The sequence below is a fragment of the Acinetobacter sp. UBA1496 genome, assembly GCF_002324975.1.
Lineage (GTDB): Bacteria > Pseudomonadota > Gammaproteobacteria > Pseudomonadales > Moraxellaceae > Acinetobacter > Acinetobacter variabilis.
The window spans coordinates 1-4,129 of sequence record NZ_DCRI01000038.1 but is presented as its reverse complement, the minus strand read 5'-3'; the positions used below and the strand labels follow the sequence as shown (position 1 = coordinate 4,129).

Below are 4,129 nucleotides of genomic sequence, written 5' to 3'. Positions count from 1 at the left end.
GCGTGGACGGGATCAGCTTACCCAGACTTAATCATTGGCATCCTGGTTTCTTTATTCGTGCTTAATGGTGCTCGAAAGATTTTGGCTTTGAAGTAAGAGTATCGAAAATGAATCTATTTCAAGTTAAACAAAATCAGATCGTCAAAATTAGAGATCTCAAAAAAGGTAATCAATACAGTCATACCACTGATCCCGTATTGGAACGGCTCCAACTATTAGGTTTTAGAGAGGGTGAAACTCTACAAGTACTCACTAAAGGTGTTTTTGGCGGAGATCCTGTTTTAGTTCAAATTGAAACTTCAAGATTCGCATTAAGAAAGAATGAAGCTGAAAGAATTTTTGTAGAGTTAGTATCCAATGAAGATTAAGAACATTGCATTAGTCGGTAATCCAAATTGCGGAAAAACCTCTTTATTTAATACGCTTACTGGTACGCGACAAAAAGTTGCCAACTATGCTGGGGTTACCGTAGAAAGAAAAGAAGGTTCTTTTAAATTACCTTCTGGTGATGCAATACGAGTATTGGACTTACCCGGAACTTACAGTTTAAAACCTAGTAGTTTAGATGAAGAAGTCACCAGGGCAGTTTGTTTGGGCGAGCTAAAAGGTGAAATTCTACCCGATATTTTTATATGCGTTGTAGATGCCACAAATTTAAGCTTACATTTGAGCTTGGTTCTCGAAGTTCGTGCTCTAAATCGCCCTATGATTCTTGTATTAAATATGATGGATGAGGTCAAAAAGCGTGGTATTTCCATTGATAAGGATAAACTGTCTCAACTGTTAGGTATCCCTGTAGTTGAAGCTGTCGCAGTTAAAACAAAAGGAATTCAAGATTTAATTAATCAATTAGATCAAAAAAATCTTTTTATTACTCCTTATCATTCTGAATTAAGTCATTTTGAACAGGTCAAACAAATCACCAAACAAGTTATTTTAAATAATGACAGTGGTGATAAAAGAACCGCATTTCTAGATAAAATTTTTCTACATCCTGTATTGGGTTTAGTAATCTTAACTTTAACCATGTTTGTGATGTTCCAGGCGGTATTTATATGGGCAACGCCTTTTATTGAATTCATTGAAAATTTTGTCGCATGGCTCAGTGATTTTATTGGACCACTAATCCAACATCCTCTATTAAAAAGCTTGGTTGTGGATGGGGTAATTGCTGGTGCAGGTAGCGTGCTTGCATATATGCCTCAGATTTTGATTTTATTCTTCTTCATTTTAATGCTTGAAGAGTCAGGCTATTTACCCCGAGCAGCATTTCTTTTAGATAAATTAATGTCTAAAGCCGGGCTTAGCGGCCGTTCATTTATTCCTCTGCTATCCAGTTTTGCTTGTGCGATTCCCGGAATTATGGCAACCAGAAGTATCAGCTCTGAACGGGACCGATTAGCAACAATTATGATTGCACCCTTGATGACCTGTTCAGCAAGATTGCCAGTATATGCTTTATTGATCGCGGCATTTATTCCGAACCAATTAATCTACGGCTGGTTAAGTCTGCAAGGATTAGTCCTTTTTGGTCTTTATATGTCGGGAATAGTCTCAGCGTTATTAGTTTCAGTCTTTCTGAAGTTGGTTCGAAAAGATAAAACTGAAAGTATTTTTATTTTTGAACTTCCCACATACCGAATTCCAGATATTAGAAATATTGCATTAGGCTTATATGATAGGGCAACTATTTTCTTAAAACGAGTTGGTGGCATTATCGTCGCACTGTCTATCTTGTTATGGGTGCTAGTCACGTTCCCTCAACCACCAGATAATGCAAGCATGCCGGCCATTAACTATAGTTTAGCTGGTCAGTTAGGACATTTAATTCATCCTATATTTGCGCCTATTGGGTTTACATGGGAAATATGTATTGCACTCATTCCTGCTATGGCAGCAAGGGAAGTTGTAATTGCTGCTCTTGGGGTGATTTATGCGATGTCAGGTGATGAAGATACAGTAACTCAAAGTCTGTTAAGTCAAATTTCAGGCCCGGATGGATGGGGGTTAGCCACAGGTTTATCATTATTGGTATGGTTTATTTTTGCTCCCCATTGTCTTGCTACGTTAGCAACAATTAGACGAGAAACTGGCAGCTGGAAACAGCCCATCATTATGGCAACTTATTTGTTTGCATTAGCCTACATCTTTTCATTCATCACATATCAAGTTGCGAGTAAGTTTTAATTAGCAAATGAATAAAAGAGGGGGGGAGCTAGCTCCCCCCCCTTTATTAAATTACTCGATGTAAGCGTGGGCTTCTGAATACTTTTATCTAACTATAACAACTACTTAAATGTTTAAATCTCTAGGTTTTGAATAGTCGAGGTATCAGACGAATATAGATTGGTAAAAAGCATAGTTCAACGATAGTCTGAGTCAAGATTACAGCAGGAATTATGGGCATACTTCCCGGAATTGCAAAAGCTAATGGAAGAATAACAAATGAATTTCTATATGATGCTGAAAAGGACACAGCACTAGCAGAGCCAGATTCTAATCGAAAAATACGAGCAATTATCCAACCCACGAATGGAGCAATAATGGCAAAAGAAATATAAATTGGTAAAGCTTGAAGAGCTGCACTTTTTGCAAGCCCAATTTGAGGCATAACTGATGCTAGGACGATAAACAAAACTAGGGCTGTGGCAGGTACAGGAAATAAGTTTAGGCTTTCAGCCACTTTTTCTGCTTGTTCATTTCTATTCCCAATGAACTGAACTATAGCTGCCATTGCTAAGGGGGCACTGTTGCAAATAGAGATTTGAGTCGATGAAGTTCCTTTTTAAAAGTGCTTAGAGACCGAAAACCCTGTTGATTAGACACACTTCACCTTGAGGCTGACCATAATAAAATGACGATGCTTGTCCTTTACGTAGTGCACGCATGACTTCAATACCTTTGATTGTGGCATAAGCCGTCTTCATAGATTTGAATCCTAATGTGGCCCTGATGATCCGCTTTAACTTACCATGATCACATTCAATGACATTATTTTTATACTTAATCTGCCTGTGCTCAATATCTACTGGACATTTTCCTTCTCGCTTTAACCGTGATAAAGCATGGCCATAGGTCGCTGCTTTATCTGTATTGATGACCCGTGGAATTTTCCATTTTTTCACCGTATTGAAGATTTTTCCTAAAAAACAATAGGCTGATTTACTGTTCCGTCTAGCGGAAAGGTAAAAGTCAATCGTATGACCACGTTGATCAACTGCACGATACAGGTAAGTCCATCGCCCCTTCACTTTGATATAAGTCTCATCCATATGCCATGAATGTAAATCTGTAGGATTACGCCAATACCAGCGTAAGCGTTTTTCCATTTCTGGAGCATAACGCTGAACCCAACGATAAATTGTGGTGTGGTCAACATTCACACCCCGTTCAGTGAGCATTTCTTGAAGTTCACGATAGCTGATGCCATATTTACAATACCAACGAACAGCCCAAAGAATGATTTCACCTTGAAAGTGCCGACCATGGAAGGGATTCATCTGCTGTATCTCGAAATAAATAAGATATTTAGCTTATCATGTCAGCCTATTTGCAACAGTGCCTGAATACATGAGCAGCTAAATCACTCAAAGCCAGCATCTAAAACCATTTAACAAAATCTATGACTATTTTACTTTCCCTTACCTAATCGTCCTAGTGTATATCTTTTTTTTTGATTAGCTTATTCCTAAATCAAGTGACTTTAGGTAAGTATGATGAACGATATCCAATTTTCAGATTGCGCAAAGGCATGTATGAGCTGTTACCTTACCTGTGCCAGTTGTGCAAATGCCTGTCTAAAAGAAGAAAATCTGGAGATGATGCGAGAATGTATTCAGCGTTGTCTAGATTGTGCAGATATTTGTCAGCTCTGTGCTCGTATGCAGCAAAATGAATCTCCTTTTATGAAAGAAATTTGTGAGCTTTGTGCCAAGGCTTGTGAATACTGTGCAGATGAATGTAGCCAACATGAGCATCAACACTGCCAGCAATGTGCTGATTCTTGCCGTGAATGTGCCGTCGAATGTCGAAAAATGGTTGTCTGATAAATAAAAGAATTAGTTGAGTTTAGGATTTACTCAATGAATAGCCAACGTGTTAGTTGTTAGTGGGTCAAACCACTAACAAC

At 38.3% G+C, this 4,129-nt stretch carries 5 protein-coding genes; 3 read left to right on the top strand and 2 right to left on the bottom strand.

The window, feature by feature from the left end:
- Window positions 1-107 precede the first annotated feature (107 nt).
- Together B3143_RS04410 and feoB are read left to right on the top strand one after the other, a co-directional pair.
- Entirely contained in the window at window positions 108-368 is a 261-nt protein-coding gene (locus B3143_RS04410; RefSeq protein ID WP_004281857.1) for a FeoA family protein, read from the top strand.
- The gene (feoB, locus tag B3143_RS04405) at window positions 358-2,187 is read left to right on the top strand and encodes a ferrous iron transporter B (protein WP_004281858.1); all 1,830 of its coding nucleotides are present in this window, start codon (window positions 358-360) and stop codon (window positions 2,185-2,187) included. Before B3143_RS04410 ends, feoB begins: the two co-directional genes overlap by 11 nt.
- 121 nt (window positions 2,188-2,308) lie before the next feature.
- Here feoB and B3143_RS04400 read toward each other — a convergent pair whose 3' ends face one another.
- Together B3143_RS04400 and B3143_RS04395 are read right to left on the bottom strand one after the other, a co-directional pair.
- Window positions 2,309-2,734 carry a hypothetical protein gene (locus B3143_RS04400; RefSeq protein WP_004897257.1) on the bottom strand — a complete coding sequence of 142 codons (426 nt, stop codon included), beginning with the start codon at window positions 2,732-2,734 and terminating at the stop codon, window positions 2,309-2,311.
- Window positions 2,735-2,795: 61 nt separating this feature from the next.
- Entirely contained in the window at window positions 2,796-3,500 is a 705-nt protein-coding gene (locus B3143_RS04395; protein ID WP_005021564.1) for an IS6-like element IS1008 family transposase, read from the bottom strand.
- Window positions 3,501-3,716: 216 nt separating this feature from the next.
- On the opposite strand from B3143_RS04395, the gene B3143_RS04390 reads away from it, so the two are divergent.
- Window positions 3,717-4,046: a four-helix bundle copper-binding protein gene (locus B3143_RS04390; protein ID WP_175965987.1), complete on the top strand. Its 330-nt coding sequence runs from the start codon at window positions 3,717-3,719 to the stop codon at window positions 4,044-4,046.
- Window positions 4,047-4,129: the final 83 nt, after the last annotated feature.